Annotated in this window: 24 protein-coding genes; 1 reads left to right on the top strand and 23 read right to left on the bottom strand. The window is 42.1% G+C overall.

Annotated elements, in window-relative coordinates:
- Positions 1–34: 34 nt before the first annotated feature.
- The 6 genes from NQ502_RS10100 to NQ502_RS10075 form a co-directional block, all read right to left on the bottom strand.
- Positions 35–850, bottom strand: coding sequence for an AraC family transcriptional regulator (locus NQ502_RS10100; RefSeq protein WP_023042615.1), 816 nt, complete (start codon positions 848–850; stop codon positions 35–37).
- A gap of 114 nt (positions 851–964) precedes the next feature.
- Complete coding sequence (locus NQ502_RS10095; RefSeq protein WP_023042616.1) at positions 965–1,366, bottom strand: hypothetical protein; 402 nt, start codon at positions 1,364–1,366, stop codon at positions 965–967.
- Between the two features lie 95 nt (positions 1,367–1,461).
- A complete protein-coding gene (locus tag NQ502_RS10090; protein WP_028530132.1) occupies positions 1,462–1,812 on the bottom strand; it encodes an Hpt domain-containing protein in 351 nt (116 codons plus the stop codon).
- A 20-nt stretch (positions 1,813–1,832) separates the two neighbouring features.
- Positions 1,833–4,751: a response regulator gene (locus NQ502_RS10085; protein WP_028530131.1), complete on the bottom strand. Its 2,919-nt coding sequence runs from the start codon at positions 4,749–4,751 to the stop codon at positions 1,833–1,835.
- 18 nt (positions 4,752–4,769) lie between these two features.
- Positions 4,770–6,035: an ABC transporter substrate-binding protein gene (locus NQ502_RS10080; protein ID WP_028530130.1), complete on the bottom strand. Its 1,266-nt coding sequence runs from the start codon at positions 6,033–6,035 to the stop codon at positions 4,770–4,772.
- Positions 6,022–8,181, bottom strand: a complete 2,160-nt coding sequence (locus NQ502_RS10075) for a diguanylate cyclase domain-containing protein (RefSeq protein ID WP_044983604.1) — start codon at positions 8,179–8,181, stop codon at positions 6,022–6,024. Before NQ502_RS10075 ends, NQ502_RS10080 begins: the two co-directional genes overlap by 14 nt.
- Before the next feature lie 287 nt (positions 8,182–8,468).
- Here NQ502_RS10075 and NQ502_RS10070 point away from each other — a divergent pair, with 287 nt between their 5' ends.
- Positions 8,469–9,929, top strand: a complete 1,461-nt coding sequence (locus NQ502_RS10070; RefSeq protein WP_028530129.1) for a GntR family transcriptional regulator — start codon at positions 8,469–8,471, stop codon at positions 9,927–9,929.
- A 7-nt stretch (positions 9,930–9,936) separates the two neighbouring features.
- Here NQ502_RS10070 and NQ502_RS10065 read toward each other — a convergent pair whose 3' ends face one another.
- The 17 genes from NQ502_RS10065 to NQ502_RS09985 form a co-directional block, all read right to left on the bottom strand.
- Positions 9,937–10,350, bottom strand: coding sequence for a hypothetical protein (locus NQ502_RS10065; protein WP_083963512.1), 414 nt, complete (start codon positions 10,348–10,350; stop codon positions 9,937–9,939).
- 47 nt (positions 10,351–10,397) lie between these two features.
- On the bottom strand, positions 10,398–11,123 hold the full coding sequence (locus NQ502_RS10060) for a DUF4304 domain-containing protein (protein ID WP_028530128.1): 726 nt from the start codon (positions 11,121–11,123) through the stop codon (positions 10,398–10,400).
- Positions 11,124–11,158: 35 nt separating this feature from the next.
- On the bottom strand, positions 11,159–11,416 hold the full coding sequence (locus tag NQ502_RS10055) for a DUF3781 domain-containing protein (RefSeq protein ID WP_028530127.1): 258 nt from the start codon (positions 11,414–11,416) through the stop codon (positions 11,159–11,161).
- A 35-nt stretch (positions 11,417–11,451) separates the two neighbouring features.
- A complete protein-coding gene (locus NQ502_RS10050; RefSeq protein WP_242830307.1) occupies positions 11,452–12,000 on the bottom strand; it encodes a DUF1697 domain-containing protein in 549 nt (182 codons plus the stop codon).
- Between the two features lie 18 nt (positions 12,001–12,018).
- Complete coding sequence (locus NQ502_RS10045) at positions 12,019–12,510, bottom strand: nucleotidyltransferase domain-containing protein (protein ID WP_028530125.1); 492 nt, start codon at positions 12,508–12,510, stop codon at positions 12,019–12,021.
- 85 nt (positions 12,511–12,595) lie between these two features.
- The gene (locus NQ502_RS10040; protein WP_028530124.1) at positions 12,596–13,132 is read right to left on the bottom strand and encodes a CD3072 family TudS-related putative desulfidase; all 537 of its coding nucleotides are present in this window, start codon (positions 13,130–13,132) and stop codon (positions 12,596–12,598) included.
- 149 nt (positions 13,133–13,281) lie between these two features.
- The gene (locus tag NQ502_RS10035; RefSeq protein ID WP_049898466.1) at positions 13,282–13,632 is read right to left on the bottom strand and encodes a DUF3795 domain-containing protein; all 351 of its coding nucleotides are present in this window, start codon (positions 13,630–13,632) and stop codon (positions 13,282–13,284) included.
- 139 nt (positions 13,633–13,771) lie between these two features.
- Positions 13,772–14,422, bottom strand: a complete 651-nt coding sequence (locus NQ502_RS10030) for a hypothetical protein (RefSeq protein WP_028530123.1) — start codon at positions 14,420–14,422, stop codon at positions 13,772–13,774.
- Between the two features lie 50 nt (positions 14,423–14,472).
- The gene (locus NQ502_RS10025) at positions 14,473–15,048 is read right to left on the bottom strand and encodes a GNAT family N-acetyltransferase (RefSeq protein ID WP_028530122.1); all 576 of its coding nucleotides are present in this window, start codon (positions 15,046–15,048) and stop codon (positions 14,473–14,475) included.
- Positions 15,049–15,106: 58 nt separating this feature from the next.
- Positions 15,107–15,388 carry a hypothetical protein gene (locus tag NQ502_RS10020; protein WP_242830306.1) on the bottom strand — a complete coding sequence of 94 codons (282 nt, stop codon included), beginning with the start codon at positions 15,386–15,388 and terminating at the stop codon, positions 15,107–15,109.
- Positions 15,389–15,402: 14 nt separating this feature from the next.
- Positions 15,403–16,008 carry a hypothetical protein gene (locus tag NQ502_RS10015; RefSeq protein ID WP_028530121.1) on the bottom strand — a complete coding sequence of 202 codons (606 nt, stop codon included), beginning with the start codon at positions 16,006–16,008 and terminating at the stop codon, positions 15,403–15,405.
- A gap of 227 nt (positions 16,009–16,235) precedes the next feature.
- Complete coding sequence (locus tag NQ502_RS19480) at positions 16,236–17,285, bottom strand: isochorismatase family protein (RefSeq protein WP_242830305.1); 1,050 nt, start codon at positions 17,283–17,285, stop codon at positions 16,236–16,238.
- A 184-nt stretch (positions 17,286–17,469) separates the two neighbouring features.
- Complete coding sequence (locus tag NQ502_RS10005; protein ID WP_260046228.1) at positions 17,470–17,880, bottom strand: ester cyclase; 411 nt, start codon at positions 17,878–17,880, stop codon at positions 17,470–17,472.
- Between the two features lie 45 nt (positions 17,881–17,925).
- Positions 17,926–18,390, bottom strand: a complete 465-nt coding sequence (locus NQ502_RS10000) for a VOC family protein (protein ID WP_260046226.1) — start codon at positions 18,388–18,390, stop codon at positions 17,926–17,928.
- Positions 18,391–18,487: 97 nt separating this feature from the next.
- On the bottom strand, positions 18,488–19,249 hold the full coding sequence (locus NQ502_RS09995) for an MBL fold metallo-hydrolase (protein ID WP_260046224.1): 762 nt from the start codon (positions 19,247–19,249) through the stop codon (positions 18,488–18,490).
- A gap of 99 nt (positions 19,250–19,348) precedes the next feature.
- The gene (locus NQ502_RS09990; RefSeq protein WP_028530326.1) at positions 19,349–19,882 is read right to left on the bottom strand and encodes an IbrB-like domain-containing protein; all 534 of its coding nucleotides are present in this window, start codon (positions 19,880–19,882) and stop codon (positions 19,349–19,351) included.
- On the bottom strand, positions 19,872–21,182 hold the full coding sequence (locus tag NQ502_RS09985) for a phosphoadenosine phosphosulfate reductase (protein ID WP_407691139.1): 1,311 nt from the start codon (positions 21,180–21,182) through the stop codon (positions 19,872–19,874). Before NQ502_RS09985 ends, NQ502_RS09990 begins: the two co-directional genes overlap by 11 nt.
- Positions 21,183–21,192: the final 10 nt, after the last annotated feature.

Below are 21,192 nucleotides of genomic sequence, written 5' to 3'. Positions count from 1 at the left end.
TTAGTGTAGGTCCATGCTCTATGAAAAAATTCAATTAAGCATTATAAAGCTTGCTATATTGTTTTGGAGTAACCATGGCGTATTTCTTGAAAAAATTAGTAAAGTGGCTTTGGCTGCTAAAACCAAGCTGATAGGTAATATTTGATAAATCTTCTCCGGCCTTCAGCATTTTTTTTGCTTCTGTCATTTTAGTACATTCAATAAAGCGATAAGGAGATATTCCCTTTTCTCTCGTAAACATCCGTATAAAGTGATACTTGCTAAAACCCGTAAAGGTACTTAAATCGCATAAAGATATGTTTGAGGCGTAATGCCTTTCAATATACTCACAAGCACGTTCTACAATATCCGAAGCTTCTATTTGTTCGCACTCCAATGGTTGAGAATAATCTGCAACCAAATCACCAATGATCATATAAAGCAATTCTTCCTTTTGCAAATCGCAATATGAACCATTCTCAATCAAGTCAATCAACTCTGTGATTTGCGGAATAAGATCACTCTGATAAACAATCTGCGGTTCAAAATACGGACATATGGCAAATCCTAAACATTCCAATGTCAGTTCTTCCATGCGTTCAGTAGTGATGTGAAAACATCTAAAATCCAACATTTCCTTTTTCAACTCTAAACAAGTATGATTATCTTTCGGGTTGAAAAGGAGCAGATCATTTTTTCCTATGGTGTATTCCTTACCTTGACATATTACTCGTCGGCTCCCGCTTTCTATATAGCCTAACTCATAGTAATCATGAAAATGCGGTGGCAAACTTTCAATCATTCCTGTCAGTGTTAATACCTCTATATTCAATTTTTCGTCAAAAACAATTTTACTGTTGGAATGATCCATAAGTCACCTCCGCAAAAATTACTCCAATAATATCATTATAGTTTATACATATGCCTTTTTCTTGCATAATGTTGCTGTTTTCGTTAAGGTCTGTCGAATACCGTTCATTTCCTCCTACAAATCATGTTCCAATTTCACATCAAACTTTTTAGCATAAAAATCTTGTTGCTCTTTATCGGAGATTTGGCAGCAAAATGCAGTCAATAAGTCCTGAACTTTTTTGTAAACATCCTCATCTTTATAATAATCTGGATATTCACTTATAATTACTTTGTGACGCTCCAGCATTTGTTCCTTCTCTTCATGAAGTTCTGGAAAAAGTTCATTGAGCTTCACCTCATAATATACGAGATCCATAAAAGAGATAATGCAGGTAAGCCGCAAGTAGTCTTGAAACGACATGGGAATCTGCTTCATCAATTTCTGCTTATCCCTCTGACTGCACAGCGATAAAAATAGCTGCTCCTCTTTCCTTGCCTCTTTTTCAAAGTTTTCTGATAATTCGTCTCTCGGCATATTTTATACTCCTATCAAACCTCCGATTGTGTCTCCAGTCATCAGAGCCGTCAGGCAATTTTAATTGGATGTATGATTATCGCACCTCTCACGCATCAACAAATCATTTGAATAGCAGAAACGGCCTGCTCATAGTCGGCACAGACTTGAGCTTTTAAAACAGTCAAGTTTTCCGGACGAACCCCCGCCCGCAACGCTTCCGTGAGCATACTGCTGGATTTACAGAGATCTGACAACCCCAGGTTTTCACAGACTCCTTTCAACGTATGGGCAGCGCGAAATGCCTCCAAATAATTCTCCAATAAAAGCTGCTCTATCAAAAGGTCGTAGGTTCCATCGTTTAAAAATTTAATGAGAAACCGCCTTATCATATCTTCACTATACAGACGGGCCAATACTTCGTCATATTCCCCGCCCAGCTTTACATAACATTCTTTCAGGTCCATAAATATCTCCGCTTCTTAAACTATTGTTTCTTTTTTATAAGCTCTGCAATCACTGATTCCAGATTTCTCATGTCAATGGGCTTAGGCACATGAGCGTTCATTCCTGCGTCCAGCGCTTCCTTAACATCTTCTGCAAACGCATTTGCTGTCATCGCCACGATTGGGATTATCTTCCCACAAGGATGGCCACAGCTCCGAATGGCTCTGGCAGCATCATAGCCATTCATGACAGGCATCTGGATATCCGTCAAAATCAAATCATACTGATCCGGTTCGGACTTCTCAAACGCCTCCAGCAGCTCCTGCCCATTGCTGACGAAATCACACGCTACGTTGTTCATATTCAGCAGCTCCCGCAAGATCTCTGCGTTCAGCTCATTATCTTCCGCAGCAAGTATTGTTATGCCTGTCAGTATGTCATCGGGCGCCTCTGTATCCGGCATTTTTTGATCCTTTGCCTGAACCGTTACAATCGCCTGCTTAAAGCTGGTCAGGAAAAACGGTTTTGCCAGGAACCCATCAATGCCTGCCGCAAGAGCCTCCTCCTCAATCTCATCCCATTCGTAAGCGGTAAGAAGGATAATCGGAATATGCTCCGGCAGCATGGCCCGAATTTCTCTGGCCGTTTGAATACCGTCCATACCGGGCATTTTCCAATCCAAAAGCACAAGGTCAAAGAGTACGCCCTCCTGATGTGCCTGCCCAATCTGCCGGATGGCATTGCCGCCGCCCAATGCGTATTGAACCGACACTCCGGTACCTTCCATGGCGCGGATCACATTTGTGCAAATGCTTTCATCATCATCCACAATCAGTACACGGGTTATCCTGTGGTTCTCCCAAAATTCTTCATCTATATTCTGCACCTGAATGCGCAGTTCCAAATCAACCGTAAAAAGGCTGCCCTCACCCTGTCTGCTCTTTACATCAATCGTCCCGCCCATCAGCTCAACCAGATTTTTTACAATCGGCATTCCAAGGCCGGTTCCCTGTATCTGGTTCGTCACACTATTGATTTCACGGGCAAAGGGTTCAAAAATAACAGCTAAAAACTCCTCCGACATGCCAATACCGTTATCCTGAACCTCAAACCGCAGCCGGACAAAATCCTTTGTTTTTTGCGGGAGCTGGGTTACGGTCATTTGAATCCTGCCGCCAGCCGGCGTGTATTTTACTGCATTCGACAGGATATTAGTCAGCACCTGATTGATTCTCATCCTGTCACCGATCAGGTGTTCCGTTGTTACATTTTTCAGAAAAAGTTCAAATTCCTGCTGCTTTGCTTTGGCCTGCGGCCGGATCATGGTCCCCAGCTCGTCGATCAGTTCTGCCAGATTGATTTCGGTGATGTTCAACGTGGTTTTTCCGCTCTCGATCTTACTCATGTCCAGCACATCGTTGATCAGACCCAGAAGGTACTGACTGGAAGCCGTAATCTTACGGGTATATTCCTTTACCCGCTCCTGATCGCCGGAATCATGATTCAGCAGTACGGTAAGACCTACGATTGCATTCATAGGCGTCCGGATATCATGGCTTATATTATTTAAAAACGTACTCTTGGCCCTATTGGCAGCATTTGCTGCATCCAACGCCGTTTCCAACATGATCTTGTTCTGTCTGTCCTTGGTCCTGTCTGACAGCACTACGATAAATTTATCAGATTGGCCGTCACCCACACGATAAACAGATTCGTAAAACCAACGCTTTTCTGCTGTTTTTCTATGAGTACGCTCACTTTCCAGCGTAATCGACTGGCCCGGCTGCATCAGATCCAGCTCTGGGTAAGAAATGATCTTTCCACCTATGTATGCAGCTTTTCCTAGTGTTTTAAGATCTGCCGTGACCTCTTCCTTGGAAATGCCGAGGACGCGATTCACGTTCGGCGTCACATATTCTACTGCATAAGACTTACTGTTGAGCATTAAAAACACATCATCTATATTTTCCGAAAGAATGCTGAATAGCTGTTCACGGTATTGTATATCCTGTTCCTTACTTTCAATACGTTTGCGGCTTTGCCGTTCAAAAAGCAGAAATATAAGTCCTATGATTAACACGATAAAGACCGCAAAAATAAATATTTGGGACGACTGCAGTATATGGTCTGTATTTTCCATAACGACACTGCTTGGAATTACAGAAATGATATACCACCCCTTCACGGCTTTTATGGGAGAGAAGGTAATGATGTTCTCTGAGCCGTTGAAGGAAAATTGGATAACGCCGGAGTGCCCCTTTGACAGGCTTTCCCTGAAGGTCTGAATATCCTCCTCATCATTTTCCTCTGCAATCATATCAAAAATATTTAAAAACGTCCGGTTACTGTTTTTATGGTATGGACGGATCAAAACGTCTCCGTTCTGATTTGTTATATAGGAAAAACCACTTTCATTATAAAAGGATATGGAGAACTCTTTTGAAAGATTAGAAACCTTCTCCCCCTTTTGCATTAACCCTTGTACTCCATCGGCAAACGTGAAACATTCATAGACTCCCATGGTATTATGTCCATCGTAGATGTTCAAATAGTTTTCCCTGATGCCTTTGCCGGAAAAGGTACGATAAAATTCCAGCTCCTCCGCGCTTAAAAAGCGCCGCTCCTCCAGACGGTTTGAGTATAAAATTCCATTGCCCAGATCAACAACGGTATAATTGGATGTCTCTCCGCCCAGTAGATTCAGATTATTCTGTATCTTGCTTTCCTCATAAGACTCTATTTCCGACATCTTATTGACTAAACTCTTTACCCGTTCCTGTTCTATTGTAATATAAGTCTCAAATGCGTGCCCGCCCTGGCTGGTAATTTCCAGGGTCTGTTCTGCATTTTGCATCCACAGGGAGGTCTGAACGCTCTTCGTATAATAATAGCAGCCTAAAAGAATACTGCTAAGAATAATTACGATCAGACCATTTACCAAAAATCGTTTTATTCTCATTTCTATTTCCTCCGGGAGCTACTGTTCCAAAAGTCGGTTTAACAGGGTAGCAGCCTCATCTGCAGACATTCCCATTAACATCTGCTGTGTTATCTCAGAAAGAGAAGTGCCCAATGGCAGATTCAGCCTATAATCAGAGCCTATCACAATCTGCCCTCGTTCTAAACACGCAGAAGCGGGAAGGATCGTTTCATCGGCGGGGATTCTATCATCCTGCAGCGGCGTATAGGAGCTTTGGCTGTCACAGTATTCCCATATGCAATCCGGTTGGGTGATACATTCCACAAGCTGCATGGCCTCATCTAAATGCTCGCTGTCAGCGTTAACGCTGATACAGGTGTTCGCGTTGATCACGAGCACACCGCCATCATCCAGAATGGGAAAAGGATGCACACCATAAGAAAACTTAGGGTTCATAGCCGCCACTCTGGGAGTCGCCCAGCCTCCGGTCACCATAAACGGCCGGTCTCCGCCAACGAATAGCTTGAGGTCATCCGAAGTCTGATCTGTCGTCAAAGTCTCTGCGCAGTCGATCCATTTACAGTGGATCATTTTCTCGACCATTTTGATTCCCGGGCGCAGTGCGTTTGCCAATTCTTCCGGTTCACGATTGAATCTTTCGATTGCCGCCGCAGAATCCTGCTGGTAAACAGAATACAGCGATCTGGCCACAATAAGGTGTTTAAGCGAAGTATAGTTATTTGCAACAATGGGCGTCATTCCTTTTTTTACAAAATAGTTACAGACATCCATAAAATCAGACCAGTTTTCCGGAACTTTCTGTCCATGTGCTTCCAACAGATCGTAATTGATATACAATCCGTAGGCAGATATACATATCGGCAGGAAATATGCAGAACCGTCTTTGTTGATAAACTGCTCTTTCATAATATCCTGATACTTTTCAATCGCAGGCAGCTCGGATAAATCCGCTAATTTACCCTGCCCGGTCAATTCGATCACATGGTCATGATCCACCATAAATACATCGTCAAGCCCATTGGCCTGCGCCCGTCTTTCCAACGCATTCCAGTAATCCGCCCCTTTCACGCCCTCGTAAGTTACGACAATATCCGGGTTCTGTTCCATATGGAGGTTCAATATGTTTTCAATCGCTGTCAGATTGAGTGCGTCTGCTTTATATCCAAAAACAGAAAGGAACAAATGCTCCTGTTCTGCAGGCGGTTCATTCTCAATCAGCACGACTTCACTGGAATACCTGCTGCAGCCTGACAGCAAGGTTAATATTAAAAAAATGGATAAAATAGCTTTATGTCGCTTCATTTCCTTGTCCTTTTCCTTCCATCAGACTGTTGCCCGCCAAGCGTTCCACCCGCAATCCCACTTGCTCTCTCTTTGCCTGATATAATAATTTATCTGCTATATTCATTAAATCCGAAGTCTTCCCCGGTCCGTAAACCCCACCAATACTGATAGAAAAGTGCAGCTGTGGATAATCAGAAAAAACGATGTTTTCAACACAGGCTCTAATGGCTTCCAATTTTTTCTGCAGCACATGAAACGGTATCTCCCGAAAAACAATGAAAAACTCATCTCCGCCTAAACGCACGACATCGTCCGTTTTTCTTACACTGTTTTTTATGGCGATGGCTGCCTGCTTCAATGTCATGTCCCCAACCAGATGGCCATAGGTATCATTGACAGCTTTGAAATGATCCATATCCAGCATGGCTGCCGCTGAAATATGAAACATGTCACGCAGCTGCTCCTCGTAATAGCGGCGATTATAAACCCCGGTTAGGATATCTACATAAAGTCTGTGGTTATGAGCCGTAATATACTTTACCACGTCTTCTTTTCCATGACCGCCCAGCAAGGTTTCTTCTGTAATCTTATCAATCAGCTCCAGCGAATAGGGCAGACCGTCCACCTCCACATAAGTCGCTCGAACATGGTAGATACACTCGTCTACAAACTTCAATTTTGTTAGGCTTCCTTTACTTGACATACATTTCGCTGAGATACAGTTTTCACACCGATCTTCTTTGCTCCACATGTCATAGCAGCGGTATTCTGAGTCTTGATGATTACCCGCCTCATCAATGTTAACTTGACAGTTTTTCGTGGCGTCAACCAATCGGACAACATCAAAGATGAGATACTGCAATAATATCCTGGCCTCCAAGCTGCTTATGGAACAATGGTCTGTTCGCTTTTTTGCATACTTGCAGTCTAACAATGGATCTATGGAGGGCTTTTCCATAGCCTCACTGCAATTTGTGGCCGGCATATACTTTTCATCAATATTTTTAAGCATACCTATCAGATGTTCCGAGTCGTCCAAACCATAGTGCTGTAGTTGTTCCGTTATATGGCTGGTTTCATTTATTGTGTTCTCAAAGTCAAAGGTATCTTTGGCCGTCAGCTCCCGTTGGAGTGTATCTCCAATATCACGCAGACATTCCAGTAACAAGGGCTGGAACACTCCACACTGCCCATCAAAGATCATTTTCATTGCTGTATCATGGGAATACGCTGACTTATAACACCGTTCACTGGTAAGCGCATCATAAACATCCGCCAAGGCGACCACCTGTGCAGAGAGCGGAATGGTATCTCCCTTCAGCCCATCCGGATAGCCGCTTCCATCATACCGCTCATGATGCCATCGGCAGATTTCATATGCCGTTTTGAGCAAAGGCTCATTCCGGTCAATGGGCAGATCCATGAGTATATTCGCTCCTGCCATACAATGTCCCTGCATAATCTGGTATTCCCCTACTGAAAGACGGCCGGGCTTATTGAGGATTTCTTCTGGAATGGCGATCTTGCCAATATCGTGCAGCGCCGAAGCCATACCGATCAGAGAAATATCTTCACTGGTGATTTTATTACTGCCGATTTTTAACATATACTGCCGAAGCAGAAGGTCAGTAATGATATTGATATGTATGACATGAAGCCCACTTTCTCCATTGCGGAATTCCACGATATGGGACAAGATGGAAAGCATGAGCCGATTGTCCTTTTCCTTTTTACTTATCTGTTGGGTAATGATCTCCATCAACTGACGTTGTCTTGCAAAGGATAAAATAACATTGGCTACACGGCGGCGTACAATCATCGTGTTATAAGGCCGGGCAATATAATCTGTTGCTCCAAGATCATACGCACGCTCTATAAATTTGGGCGCAGTTTCACTGGATATCATGATGACCGGAATCACATCAATCCAATGTAACCGGCCCATATGTTTCAGAAGCTCCAGTCCGTCCATCTGCGGCATTTGAACATCCAGCAGAATAAGAGACAGATTTGATACATGTTCCCGCATTATTTCAACAGCTTGCACCCCATTCTCCGCTTCCAGAATCTCATATTCATCCCCAAGCATAGAGCCCAGCATCTCACGATTTAATTCAGAATCGTCCACAATTAAAACCCTTAATTTTGGTCTGACTTTCAACATATCATCACTCCAGTGAATTTCTTATATTACTTTTTCTCATACCATTCTGCCCACCTTAGCAAATAGGTATCAGGAAAAATTTTACGGCCTTTTCAGCCGCACTTCTTAATTTTTATTTGTCAACGTCTCATCTATATTTTACTATTACACCCTATCATACACAAGAAGAAATTGCTGAATAAACTCACCCATACACCGCTTTGCTTCAAGTTTCATTACCACTATTCTGAATTTTGTAGTATACTAAAAGCAATATGTGTTTGAGCTTTAGAAAGGGCATTTATATTATGAAACGACAGGAAACTCGTTTTTCTTATGTATATGAAGATTTAAAAAAACGTATTGTTTCAGGGCAATTCCAGCCCGGCAGCAAACTCCCTTCTTCCAGAAATCTATGTGAAGAATACAATGTGGGGATTGCGACCATTACGCGGGTACTGGATACCTTAAAGGCTGAAAAATTTATTGATATTCAAATCCGGCAGGCCCCCGTAGTCCTTCCGCACAACTTAACAGGTCCCGGAATAACTGCAATTTTAGAGCAGCGGGATTCTATCTTACAGGTATATGAAACTTATGGGCGATTGTTACCCTATCTGCTTGTATTTGCCTCACATAACTGCTCGGTTGAGTCCATGCCTCATTATCGGCAGGCGCAAAGAGCGGCACAGCAGGGAATCTGTTCCGAGAGCTGGAAGGCTCTGATTGCGTTGACAAGGGATATTTTAAGCGCCAGCCATAATCCTCTGTTATGTGATCTGCATACAGCCTTTGAGCTTCAGGGGAATTTTGCGTACTTTTTAGAAAAATGCAGCTTTTCCCAAGATATCATGTACCGGAGGCCAACTTTTGAACCTCGATCAATCATTGAGGTATTATCAGAACGCGATCCGGTGGAACAGTATCATCATTTAAAAGCACTTTATCAGGACATGTCTGCCATCATTACAGAAATTTTCATTCAGCTGTCTGACAGCGTTGCCAAGGTTCCCACCCAGACGCCAGCTGCATTTGAATGGAATCCTCTAAGAGGCAAGGATTACTACTATACCCGTATTGTTCGGGACTTGACTCGAAAAATCGGAACAGGCATCTATCCGGCCGGGACTTATTTGCCCTATGAGGCACAACTGGCAAAGCAGTATGGCGTGTCTGCTTATACGGTCAGAAAGGCATTGGGCCTGCTGGAACAAAGAGGCTATACAAAGACTTTAAATGGCAAGGGTACAATGGTTCTGACTCCCGATCAGCTCAACACCGAACTGTCACTGATGGATTTTACTACAAAGCGAGATGCCCTTACATATCTTTATTCATTGCAGCTCATGGTGCTATTGTCCTATCCGGTTGCAGCCTACGCTGCACCTCATTTTAGCGAAAATGATTTAGTAGTATTGGCTGACCAAATTAAAAAGCCAGGGATTGCGCTCACGAGTTCGTTTCAGATGATTTCTAAACACCTGTCTTTAGAGCCATTACAAGTCATTTGGCATGAAACGAGCCAAATCACAGAATGGGGGTTCTATTTTGCATTTTATCCGCAGGGAGCCGATGCAATCGAACAGCTCAATGAAATCACTCGGAGAGCGTATCATTGTCTGCGTTCCGGAAAAAACGCAGAGTTTGCTGAGAACCTGGCTGACTCTTACCGTATGATTTTAGCCTCTGTTCAGGCATATATGGTTGAGCAGTACAATTTTACCGAGGCTTTATCCGTTCAGGTCCCCGACAGGGATTCCTTAAAATAAGTGTCAATCAGTTGGAATGTGGAAAACAGCTACATTCCAACTGAAGTTTTTCTTGTATGTTGTCCGTTCCCTTTATGCCTATCATGGGAATAGATATGTTTTCTCGCAAAAGCTGGTGAAAAATTTTTTCTATAAATAGTCCCATACCATTGATTTCTGCATCATTGTCCGATGTTGTTTCGACACCACAATTTGGAGAACGATTTGCCCCAATAATACCGATAACTTCAAATCCATATTTCTTATATTCCATGATATGTTGCACTACATAATCAGCCAGTCTTGTTAGTTTCAAATTCGAGCCGGCATTTTGCATTGCTGAACGTATGCGTGTATTCTCTACCACTACCGGGCTATCAGCGCCATGAATATTTCCCCTATCAAGTCCTAAACAGCAAAAATCATTTCCATAACGCTTCATTATTTGCTCCTCCTTCTCAAAGGAAGTTCCGCACATTTCAAATCATCTTATTCTGCAGAGAGCGTCATGCAAATCAACGGCCATGTGTCCTCTTGCGGATGCGTCGATAATTCACGCACTTTGCAATAAATTGATTTATTTTGCATGATTTCATCTGTGGTAAGGCATAGTGTCTTTTTCTTCTCAACGAGCTCTTTCATATTTACGGTGCCAATCCAAGTATCTTTTTGAAACGGTAATGTCAGCATATGCGCTTCCGAAAAGTAATCTACCAGACGTACAAACTGACTTTTTGATTCTTCTTGCCACAGCGCAGCGCATTCTTGATAATCTGCTATGCTGTCAATCTGGGATAGCCCCGGAATGATATACTGCTGCATATCATTTGCAATGATGGCTTGAATCTCCTCATAGGGGGTATCCATCGGCTTGTAGTTTTTATAACCGTCAATGACATAACCCCGTATATTACGGAGCGGGTGTAACCTGCCTTGATGCGGCAAAAAGCAAGCTTCTGTAAAAGATTTGAAAAAAGTAACATCTTGTAGTTGTTCATCTGAAAGGCCAGGCGTATCTACTACGATATTCAGCCAAAAGGAAAACCCGGTAGCATTGCTGTTAAATTGGGAACTTTGAATATTTACGGTGATTGTGCAGGCTTCCTTATGAATGGAAAAAGCCTGTGTTCCCCGAAGGCTGTGAAAACCTGCTTCTTTGAGCGCCGGTTTGATAACTTGTTGAATTACTTTATTTTTCTTTTCTCGTGAAGTCATATTCTTGTACCGCTCTTTCTGTCAGTTCTTTATTGCTATCTTTGCTGTTCCTGTACCTTATGCGCCGTGATGATCGTATAGCTATAAGCGTTGACCGTAATGATACAACCGTCAACCGCTATATACCAGTTCTTTCCTTTTCTCAATATGGATGCTTCAACAGAAGATAGCCTATTTCTGCACCAATCAACAACATGATGGGTATCCAAATCAAGGTTTCTCTTGATTCTTACTACACCCAATTCGGTCGTATGTAGCTTATCCAAATGATTCAGTAATTCGTTGTTCTGCATATTTTTCACCCCACAAACCGGAATTTGAGAAACAACTACATTCCGACAATCTTCCTGACAGTGTTTGCCGTTCTGATTGTCAGTTTGCCGCTGATATCCGCACTTGCCGTCTCCCTCCACCAGTTTGTTTTTTGATAGTCCTTTCGGCTGAAAGACCAGAATACCACTGCCTTATAATTCTTAATCTTTTCTAATCCTTCCCTGGGTTCTCCGATCTCGTCCCGCACTTCAGCAAATGTAGCCGGAGGCATAATAAAAATCAGATTATCATAGATTTCCTTATTTTCATCACCCCACCAGTCAGGCGCGTGTTGCAAAATATCTTCGAGATCCTCTTTTGATGTGACGAAAACCGGAATATCCAGACCAAACCACTTTTTTATCGTTGTTTCAATCCGGTCTGTAAGGCTCCCTATATTCTCCTCATTACTTGAAAAAATCACATTGCCGCTGTTCAGATAGGTCTTAACCGCTCCGAACCCAAGCTCCTCAAAAGCTTTCTTTAGTTCAGCCATCGGAACTTTATTTTTTCCACTTATATTGGCACCGCGCAAAAGCGCAATATATCTCGTTGCTTCCTCCATGCAAATCACCATTTCGCCTTATTCTGATATACTTTCAAGGACAGAAAGATCATGCTTGTCCTTATACCTTAGCTCATAACCCGAGTGAAAAATTTTTTGTCCTTTCAAAGATATACAGGGAATTGTTCTACCCTCAAAAACAGCACTACCAAAATAGTCCTTCTCAAACTCGTACCAGCCGCCTTCCAAATCGGCTTGTTTTGATGTCCCGTCATCATTCAAAACAAATGGATGGATGTCCAAATAACCGTATTCATCGCTATATAACTCTATTCTAACAGGTTTCCAATCCGTCTCTACTTTATAACCATGCTCCGAAAGTATATCTAATAGCCTTTCTGTATATTGAGCGTCAAAGTTGATATCAATATCTCTATGATCCCTTGTCTGTTTACCCGCCAATAGATCAACGCCCCAGCCACCGTCCACCCAATATAGTATTCCCATATTTTCAAACAGGCTAACGACTGCCATCAAGTCTTCTTTTGTTGCCGTTTCTTTTTTATCCATGCAACTCCTCCTTTTCCAATTCTGAAACTATCAATCATATTTTTTGATATTCACGGTAGCAACCGCTGTTTGGTTCGGTTCTCACTCATATTAACTGCTGAAGTTTTTCTTGTATATTGTCCGTTCCCTTTATGCCTATCATGGGAATAGATATGTTTTCTCGCAAAAGCTGGCGAGAAATTTTTTCTACAAATAATCCCATACCATTGATTTCTGCGTCATTGTCCGATGTTGTCTCGACACCACAATTTGGAGAACGATTTGCCCCAATAATACCGATAACTTCAAATCCATATTTTTTATATTCCATGATATGTTGTACTACATAATCAGCCAGTCTTGTTAGTTTCAAATTCGATTCGTCATTTTGCATTGCTGAACGTATGCGTGTATTCTCTACCACTACCGGGCTATCAGCTCCATGAATATTTCCCCTATCAAGTCCTAAACAGCAAAACTCCGGACAGGGCATTTGGACAATACCAATATCTGCATTTAAGGAAAAATCAACAACATCTTTATTTGCTGCCGGATAAATCGCCGTTCCATCTGAAATGGAATTTTGATTTAAAAAGCAATGTGCAACAAAAACAACCTTTTTACTTCTACCATCATTGAACATAGTATATACTCTCACAAATTCACAAATTTTAATTATTATCCCGGAAGTCAGTGTATGATTTGTTCCAATCACTTTTACCAATTTTCACTGTGGAACTGTACCGTCATCGCCCTAATTCTCATCCATTGAAATAATCTTGTCTTTCTTTCCTAGTCATTGGTGTTATCAATTGCTTTCAAATTTTTTGCCTTCTCCTGCGCTGTATTGCCTAATTTTTCATAGGCACAGATGCCATCTTTCCAATTTTTCAGGTTGCAAAGTCTTGCTCCGTGATCACCATGCTCTGGATCATCAAACAGGTCTCTGAGCTTTTGGCAGGGCATATCTGAGCATTCCCCACAATGTTCAAGCCCCTTTTCTATACAGCATATTGCTTTATCGCACTCACCCCAAAACATAATCCCTCTATTGGCCTTACAGCCCTTACACCCGATTTTGTCTTTCCATTCACACACGCCGCAATATGTACCGCAAAAGGCTATCATTTTTTTATTTATCATCGAGAACTCCCCTTTATTCCTTAAATTGCTGCCGTTTGTAAATTTTAATCCAACTTTCCTATTTCAGAAAATTAAGGGATTTCAAATTTACATTTATCAATTTTGCAAATTGGAATTGTTTACACATTTTCCAATCCCATTAAACTTTATTTCTTATCCGCAGACTTGCTTCAATGTGCATAATCCAATGACGCGAAAATGGCATTTGGATTAAACCTTTTAAATTCTTATTGCACCAGTAATCAATGAGCCAGACCGCCTTTTCATCTTCACTGACTACACCCAATGTGCGGATTGTTTCTTTGTCCTGTTCCGTATATTTTTTCTTCAAATCCTCAAATGTGAATTGCTTTAACAATTCAGATGTTGATTGATCCACATCATACACATATTGGTAAAGCTCGCTTAAATCAAGCTCCTTAGAAAAATCGGCTATTTCCTGCTTTACCAATTCATTCCCTGTTGTAATGATCGGGGAGCGCATACGTCTTTGATAATTACCCGCAAAAAATATCTGTTCGTCTTTTACAATAACAGAATGTGCAACAATATCCTCAATCCGAAAAATATGATAAAGTGAGTATGCTATTGTTTTGCTATGGTAGCCCTCCGCATTGATAAATGGAATGGCACACATCTGCTCTTTTGTCAAAGTTTTTTCAAATTCGGCTATCTGCCCTATCAGTTTTTCACGCAGTAACAACAATGTCATAATCCCGTCACAAAAACTGTTCCTGCTATTAATCTGCATTTGCATAGTTTTATTAAGTTCTGACCATTCTTTATTCATAGACATTCTCCATAAATTGCGATTTTCCAGCCAGAAGCTGCTAATTGATTTCATCTGTGGTAATACCGCATAAAAATCTTCTCATTAAAGCCTTTTTGTTTACCGTGTTTTTCCGGAATACGTTTAAATTCTTCAAATCCAATATTCGTATAACACTTAATGGCATTACTATTTATATCCGTAACATCAAGCACAAAATTCTGATAATGTGCAAGCAGCATGCTTTCTTGAAGCATAGTTGTAGCAATGCCTTGTTTGCGGTATTTTTTTCGTACTGCTACAAATTCTATGTATCCTGTCGTGATAGGATACTCAAGCTGCCCTTCAAATTCTTCTTTCAAAACAAAAGCGCCAATCATTCCTTTCAAAAACCCGAAATGCTTTTTCAGGGATGTTTTGTCTACCCTCGCAGCTCTGCCGGTACAATCAGAAATTGCCAACACTCCCACAATATATCCCTTTATATCTGCCACATAAAATTTTTCCATATTCAATCCCGCGGCGATAGCATCTGCCACTTTTTGAGTATCTTTGCATAATACAGAAAAATCCTTTTCAAATCCTTCTGCAATACATAATGCTGCGCTATTACGGTCTGTTTCTTCTGCTTTCCTTATATGCACCATTTTCGTATATCCTCTATAATTATTTTTTGAAATAATTCACCCTACAAATTTGAATTTATCAATCATACTTTTCAATGTTTATAGTTGCAATCGCTGATTGATTAGGTTCTCCTGTTTTCAGATTTTGAGGGGCAGGAATTAACATCATAAAGCCATCTTTTCTGTATCGCTTTTCATATCCCTGTGCATATTCTTCCCCAACAGAAATATGCTGTACCTGTCCGATAAACATGGGAGTAATACCTGCACCGCTTAAATCCCGTACATCTTTCAGCGTACATTCCGTGTTGACAAATGCCTCCTCAATAGCTGGCGAGTGGATTGTTTTTGCCTTGGACACTGATACGTCATTTCTTACTTCTCGATTGAAATGAACGGAGGAAAGGTATCGGAGCTATCGTTACGCCGCATAGTTTTTGAGTCCACATCAAAACACTTGCCGTTGTATTCATAGTGTAGCTTATTAGCTTTAACATAAAAACGATGTTCCGATTGAAATGCAACGGGCTTAAAATGCCCTTCTTGTATCGGCTGATCCCGATACAAGACCTGATCTTCCGATAACTTCAGCACATCATTTTCAAGACGCACATCATAAATTCCACTTACGATAGCCTCTGCTGCCACATTTTTCCCTGAAGCTGAAATGAAACGAAAACAGCCAGTCAAACTATTCGTGCTTTTTCGCTCCGCCAGTTCAAATCGGAACAGGGATACACCACTGAAATCTTTTCGTAATTTTTCCCGTTCTCCATCCTTTCCCATGAGCCATATCTTCTCATTAGATACAATAAACATATCCAACTGAAATCCGCTCTGAGAATATTTTAGATTAGAGAAAGATATTTGATCTGAGTAAACGCCCTGTAACGCACCATTTTCAAGTTCGTAAACTAATTCCTTTGTAAACAGCGTTTTGCCATCCACATTCGCTTCAATGAAGTTGATGATTTCATTCATTAGCACCCGACCATCCTTTCAATTTGAAATACACCTTTTCTACCAAGAACGCATAAAAACAACTTAAAATTTTCAAGCCACACAACTTCTTATTTTCTTTCCCGCTCAGCTACACGGCAGCTTTTCTAAATCCCCGCCAACCTCTATGAGATGCCCCTCCAGACCTCTGTTGTGTTACACTTACCGACAAACCTGAAGTTGTCGTGATGGTTGGGACACAAAGGATGTCAGCCCTTTGTGTGTTTGCTGAAATATTTCTGCAAAATGGAAAGGCTCTCATTGCGCATAATTCCCTCCGTTACCTGCGGCTTCCAGAAAGAGTTGTCAAATACCATCTTAGTGCAATTGCAGCCCTTGTTACCAAGAATATTTTCCAATTCGATATTGCTGACGCTGTACACAAGCCGCCCCAACTTCACCCACACCATTGCACCGCTGCACATGAAGCAAGGTTCGCAGCTAGAATAAAGCGTGTACTCATGTAGATCGGTGATAGCAGTCTGTGCGCAGAACTCTCGAATCAAGCCTGCCTCACTGTGAAAGGTGGGATCATGCTTGGTATAGATCTGGTTTTCGTTACTGAACACGATCTTGTCATCCTTTACCAGCACTGCCCCAAACGGCTCGTTGCCATGCTCCACGGCAAGTTTGGAGAGACGGATAGCTTCGCGCATAAAGGTTTCATCCTCCGGTGTCGTATCGTCTGCCAAAGTGGACACCACATCCGCCGTTGTAATAAGTGCGTCTCGTTGCAAATATTGGATGGCCTGCAGCGCACCTTCCTGCGCTTTTTCACTGGAACCTGCTACTGCGTCTGTGACGACACGGATATGATAGTCGTTCTGGTGGGCATCCACCGCCGTGTAGTGAATACACACATCCGTCAGTCCACCAATCAGGTAGAGCGTGTCAACGCCCAGACCTTTGAGCAGGATTTCCAGATCTGTGGCGAAGAATGCGCTGTACCGGCGTTTTGTGATCCGGTACTCGCCCTCGATGGGATAGGTCAGATTGGCGTAGTCATTTTCCGGACGGTTCTCGATGCAGTGGATACCCTCAGAACCGTCCAATTCCCGGCCAAAGTCCATCATATCGGGGCGATGACACTCTTTAATCTGGATAACTGGCAGTTTCTTTGCCCGGAACACGTCCAGCACACGCTTACCGTTGCGGATACATGTCCATCTCGGATCCTCCATATTACTTTCGTTCATTTCCGTGAAGTCCTCCTGCTGAATGTCAATAACCAACAGGGCGCAGCTTTTATCTAATTTCATTACCGAATACCTCCATGATTTTATAATTGGATGATTTGTAAAACCGCGGAGATCGTTAATACCGATCCATATTCTTTCCAAGGGCTTCTTTCATCATGTGATGTTCCTTTCCACGCTTATTACTGCAAATTCTCCATTTTCTTCTTTGCATTCACCAATAGCCCTACAAGCTGGAATTTATATTTCATACAGACTTAATCAAATGGTGTTCAAAAAAAGTTTCAAAAGTATTTGTAGCACCACCATGTTCCACGATTTTTCCATCTATAATTTTATCAATATCCACCCCTGTAATTTCCAAAACCTTATTTGTGGGTGTTATTCCGAGAAATTCTCCCTTATGAGTGCCTTTCATAATAAATTCTGAAATAACATAATCATCTACTTCATATTGACGGATAATTTTCATAGTGTAATCAGGATAAGTTTTTTTCAATGCTAATAGGTGTTCTTTCATTCCGTCTATTCCTATGAACATTTCTTTTTCTCCAATCCTTTGAATGCAGTCCTCCGATATATATTTAGAAATTTCATCAAGTAAATTATCCGAAATAATAACTTCATAGAAATATTTTGCAATATCCTTATTTTTCATGCGAAACCTCCGTAAATTCCAATTTGTTTATATGCCCGCTACACATTAACTATTCAGAAGTTTTGTCAAATCCTCAATAGATACGTCCATTTTCGCAGATACTTCTTCCATAGTCATTCCAGAAGCAAGAAACCGCTTTACTACCATCTGCATATCCTCTCCAACCTCTATGAGATGTTCGTCCAGATCGTAGAACCGGATTACACGCTGCCCCCAGCTATGTTCGATAACTTCTCCCAGATACTCAATCTCCGGGTATTCTTTCAGCTTATTCAGGAAGCCATCGAAATCCTGCTCCTCAAAAACCACTTCTGCATTATTGGATTTCTTCAATACTTTTTCCTTTGGTATATTTACCAGCCAGTCAAAATCCTGCTGTAATGCCAGACCGCAGGTAAAAGCGATATTCTTTCCGTAATCCTGGTATACCTCTAGCCCGAACAGTTCCTCATAAAACTTTCTTGCGGCGCTGATATCCGCTACCGATATAACTGTACATACATACTTCATATAAATGCTCCTTTCAAGCCTCTTTCGCTGTTCTTTAGTTCTGATAAAGCCTTTTGCATAACACACAACTAAATTAAATTATACTGCTTCCTTCTCTTTATAACCATACTGCCCAATCTCCATAGTCAAATGTACCGCTGCCGTGATGTAATTTACCATCTTCCCGTAACTGCCTGAACGCATTTCTCATTCTGCTTAAAATCTCCGGCTGAATATCCAAACTATGATGCGCAGGAAAAACTTTTTTGACCGGAAGCTCCGAAATCTTTTCAAGAGAAGCAAGGTATGCGTCCGGGTCTGTTGACGGATAATAGGCAAATAAAGTGTCCTTGTAAACCAAGTCTCCGGTAAACAGATAACCTCTGTCTGATTCCCAGAAACACATATGCCCCGGAGCATGGCCCGGGGTATGCAATACCTGTATATTCCGTCCACCTAATTCAATATTCTCTCCACCCCCCAGTACCTTTGTTGGCGTCCCTTGGAAAAACTCATAAGTGCCTGTATCGTAACCGTCTGGTAAATCGCAGCGGTCTGCCACCATCTCTCTGATTGTTTCTATTGTCAGCGGGAACTCACCGTTCAGCCAGCTCAATTCTTCCGCATGGGCATAAAAGTCCGGAAAATACTTATGGCCGCCAATATGATCCCAATGAATATGGGTGGCAACGGCCGTAACAGGCTTATTTGTCAGCTTCATTACTTCATCATAAATATTGCAGATTCCCAGACCCGTATCAATCAATAAGCTGCGGCTGGAGCCATTTAACAGATAGCAATGCGTCTCCTCCCAATGCCGGTATTCGCTGATAATATATGTATCCTCATCAATCTGATCAATCGTGAACCATTTTTCCATTTGCAATCATACCTCCATAATTAATATCTGATTTCCTTTGCAGAACATCACTTATTTTTCTGCCAAAGGGCGTTTATTATTTTCACTCATCTATATTATTTACTCTTTTGCCGTCTCTTCCTCTACAGGGCGCCACGCCTCTCCAAATTTTATATCCTTGAATAACGTGGCAAGACCTGTAATCTGCTTGAGACGCAAAATTTCATCTCTATCCATTCCCAAATGCTTTGAGATCCATGCGTCTGATCGCCCAAACTCATGAAGCTCCTTTACGATGTTGCTCATCAGATCCACATCGTGAGTGCCTCGTGCCCTGTTATGGCGAATGGTGCTGGCCATTCGTTTATCAATCGATTTTTCAATGACGGAAACCGGCAGCAATCCCTGTTCTCTCTCGTAAATATCCGGATGATCCATCATCACCTGATACCGGTGGAAACCGTCCACAATCAAATAAACGTCCTGCGATTTTACATAATAGCATACGACCGGCATCGTATATCCGTCTTCTTTGATGCTCTCATAAAGCAGCCTCATTTCAGGCGGAGCAACCTTATTTGGATTGTAGGTATTGGGCCGTACCTTCTCTATTGGAACAGCTGTCACATTATAAACTGGGCTTTTATACTTCATAATCGAATTCCTCTATGCTTTTGTATTTACGGCGTATCATATCCAACCGTTTCTGTTGCTGCCGTGTCATCCCAAATCCCATGAAGCGGCAGATATGGTCATTTTTCAAAATGCAGTAACACATCCGCTTCCAGCTGGGGATATCCTTTGTGGATTTGATATCGTCCGTGTGATCCGGTATGGGTCCCACAAATACAATCCGTGATTTTTGGTTCAATGTATAATTGGAAACACCGTTTCGTCTGATTTGATACCCTTTCTCCTGAAGCTCCTGAATCACAGACTCATCCAACCCGCCGCCTGTCTCGTGCCAGAACCGGATAGAGGTGTTAAATTTCTTCACATAATTATTCCGCAGCCTTTTCGGCAGCGTATCCAGCAAAAACTTTGTATAGGATTTCCACGTATGCCCCTCCGGCAAAGTAATGTTCCGGTAGCCCATCGCTTTGCTCTTTCCATAAATGGAAGCGAAATTTGCTCCCTGCACACGACCTACTAGCTTGCACCACATCTCCGGGTCTATGACGCGGTATAGATTTAAGGCATCCTTCGCATAGTCATTAAACGGGGAGGCCACACGCATCTGCGAGGGCTTCAAGCCAGCCATATAATAGAGATCATACAGGCGGTTATAGTCGTAATCAAATAAATAAGTGGCGTGCCATACATCATCCGCAGACCAGTCATATAAAGGGGAGGCACACCAGACATCTTTAAATTGCTTGCTGATCCAGCAGGTATCCTTATACCCGTATTTTTTATTCAGAAATCCACTGTAACGATGCAGGGATTCATCTGCCCGCATTCCAAGCAGGCATACCGTTTTTCCACCGTCATGTGCGTCCCGGTACCAGCGCCCGAACTGTTTTGCCAAGTCCTCCTGGTGCATCCGGTAACGGTATGTAGTCATTTTGTTATTTTCCAGGTTGATGACGTATTCTTTTTGAGGCATCTCCCGAACCCAAAGTTCCTTCTTCGTATCATCCCATGGATACCAGTACATCTCGTAGCTGCTTAATGCGGTTCTGGTGGCCATAGGCAGGCAAACCCAATAAGGCTCAACCTGATCCTTGATTCGCTCAAAGGTGCGTTCCACATACTCCGTCGTCACCGTATACTGCGCCTCAAAATCCTGATGAAAAACGCCAATGGTTCTTTCCGGATAATGCTGATTCCGGTAATCCAGAACCAGATTGAGCAGCAGACCGCTGTCCTTTCCCCCGGAGAAGGAAACATAAATATGATCAAACTCCTCAAAGAGAAAATGTGCTCGTGCTAAAAACGCATCATAAACATTCATATGTAGATAC

The organism is Ruminococcus gauvreauii, assembly GCF_025151995.1.
GTDB lineage: Bacteria > Bacillota > Clostridia > Lachnospirales > Lachnospiraceae > Ruminococcus_G > Ruminococcus_G gauvreauii.
This window is presented reverse-complemented; position numbering and strand designations above follow the sequence as displayed.

Coding starts and splice junctions, on each gene's coding strand:
- NQ502_RS19480 (WP_242830305.1), bottom strand. CDS start 17,285: ATGAAATTAGATAAAAGCTGCGCCCTGTTGGTTATTGACATTCAGCAG.
- NQ502_RS10000 (WP_260046226.1), bottom strand. CDS start 18,390: ATGAAGTATGTATGTACAGTTATATCGGTAGCGGATATCAGCGCCGCA.
- NQ502_RS10005 (WP_260046228.1), bottom strand. CDS start 17,880: ATGAAAAATAAGGATATTGCAAAATATTTCTATGAAGTTATTATTTCG.
- NQ502_RS10080 (WP_028530130.1), bottom strand. CDS start 6,035: ATGAAGCGACATAAAGCTATTTTATCCATTTTTTTAATATTAACCTTG.
- NQ502_RS09995 (WP_260046224.1), bottom strand. CDS start 19,249: ATGGAAAAATGGTTCACGATTGATCAGATTGATGAGGATACATATATT.
- NQ502_RS10030 (WP_028530123.1), bottom strand. CDS start 14,422: ATGAATAAAGAATGGTCAGAACTTAATAAAACTATGCAAATGCAGATT.
- NQ502_RS10085 (WP_028530131.1), bottom strand. CDS start 4,751: ATGAGAATAAAACGATTTTTGGTAAATGGTCTGATCGTAATTATTCTT.
- NQ502_RS09990 (WP_028530326.1), bottom strand. CDS start 19,882: ATGAAGTATAAAAGCCCAGTTTATAATGTGACAGCTGTTCCAATAGAG.
- NQ502_RS10025 (WP_028530122.1), bottom strand. CDS start 15,048: ATGGTGCATATAAGGAAAGCAGAAGAAACAGACCGTAATAGCGCAGCA.
- NQ502_RS10045 (WP_028530125.1), bottom strand. CDS start 12,510: ATGGATAAAAAAGAAACGGCAACAAAAGAAGACTTGATGGCAGTCGTT.
- NQ502_RS10065 (WP_083963512.1), bottom strand. CDS start 10,350: ATGAAGCGTTATGGAAATGATTTTTGCTGTTTAGGACTTGATAGGGGA.
- NQ502_RS09985 (WP_407691139.1), bottom strand. CDS start 21,182: ATGAATGTTTATGATGCGTTTTTAGCACGAGCACATTTTCTCTTTGAG.
- NQ502_RS10070 (WP_028530129.1), top strand. CDS start 8,469: ATGAAACGACAGGAAACTCGTTTTTCTTATGTATATGAAGATTTAAAA.
- NQ502_RS10050 (WP_242830307.1), bottom strand. CDS start 12,000: ATGGAGGAAGCAACGAGATATATTGCGCTTTTGCGCGGTGCCAATATA.
- NQ502_RS10015 (WP_028530121.1), bottom strand. CDS start 16,008: ATGAATGAAATCATCAACTTCATTGAAGCGAATGTGGATGGCAAAACG.
- NQ502_RS10040 (WP_028530124.1), bottom strand. CDS start 13,132: ATGTTCAATGATGGTAGAAGTAAAAAGGTTGTTTTTGTTGCACATTGC.
- NQ502_RS10060 (WP_028530128.1), bottom strand. CDS start 11,123: ATGACTTCACGAGAAAAGAAAAATAAAGTAATTCAACAAGTTATCAAA.
- NQ502_RS10100 (WP_023042615.1), bottom strand. CDS start 850: ATGGATCATTCCAACAGTAAAATTGTTTTTGACGAAAAATTGAATATA.
- NQ502_RS10035 (WP_049898466.1), bottom strand. CDS start 13,632: ATGATAAATAAAAAAATGATAGCCTTTTGCGGTACATATTGCGGCGTG.
- NQ502_RS10090 (WP_028530132.1), bottom strand. CDS start 1,812: ATGGACCTGAAAGAATGTTATGTAAAGCTGGGCGGGGAATATGACGAA.
- NQ502_RS10075 (WP_044983604.1), bottom strand. CDS start 8,181: ATGTTGAAAGTCAGACCAAAATTAAGGGTTTTAATTGTGGACGATTCT.
- NQ502_RS10055 (WP_028530127.1), bottom strand. CDS start 11,416: ATGCAGAACAACGAATTACTGAATCATTTGGATAAGCTACATACGACC.
- NQ502_RS10095 (WP_023042616.1), bottom strand. CDS start 1,366: ATGCCGAGAGACGAATTATCAGAAAACTTTGAAAAAGAGGCAAGGAAA.